This window comes from Bifidobacterium sp. UBA6881, assembly GCA_002451435.1.
Taxonomy (GTDB): Bacteria; Actinomycetota; Actinomycetes; order Actinomycetales; family Bifidobacteriaceae; genus Bifidobacterium.
On the sequence record DKCF01000039.1, the window covers coordinates 21,844 to 22,684 of the forward strand.

The following is an 841-nucleotide window of genomic DNA, read 5'->3' on the forward strand; positions in this document are numbered from 1 at the left end:
ACCAGCAGGTCTCCGACTCCTGCAGCACGACATTCGACGTCGTGGCATCCGTGAACCAGTGGGGATCGCTCGCCCAGGAGCTCGGCGGCTCTTGCGTCAAGGTGACGTCCCTGATCAATTCCACGTCAGTGGAACCGCACGATTACGAACCCACGACGTCCGACATGGCCAAGCTCACCAAGGCCGACATCGTGGTGCTCAACGGCGCCGGATATGACGGCTGGGCCGAAAAGGCACAGTTCGACAAGAGCAAGCAGACCATCGTGAACGTCGGTGACATCATGGGCATCACCGCGACGGAGGAACATTCCCACGAGCACTCCGACGGCGAATCCGGCCACCATCACCACCACGGCAGCACCAACCCGCATCTGTGGTTCAGCCCGGAAGCCGTGCTGAAGGCCGCCAGCGCCATCACCGAAGCCTATGAGGACAAAGCCGGCGAGAACTCCGACACCGCACAGACCGCGCAGCGTCATTTCAATGATTGGAACGGCGACTACGCCGATTTCGTGGCGCTGATCAACAAGGCACGAGCCAAGGGCATCCAGCGTCGTTACGTCGCGACCGAATCCATCATCAGCTATCTGCTTGATTACGCCGGTTCAATCGATATGACGCCCGAAACCTACACGAATGCGATGAACAGCGATTCCGAGCCATCCGCCGCCGACCTGAAGGACGCCATCGACACCGTCTCCGGTTCCGATGTGGATCTGCTGGTGGTCAACCCGCAGGAAATGGACGGCTTCGCCAAGAAGCTCAACGAGGCCGCGCTCTCCTCCCACAAGACCATCGTCTCGGCAACCGAACAGCTGCCCGAGAACCAGAAGACCCTGCT

At 60.4% G+C, this 841-nt stretch carries 1 protein-coding gene; it reads left to right on the forward strand.

Translation table 11 applies throughout. The features are described from left to right. Window positions 1–841: metal ABC transporter solute-binding protein, Zn/Mn family (locus B3C64_RS03385; RefSeq protein ID WP_291533721.1), on the forward strand; the 841-nt coding region annotated here is incomplete at both ends.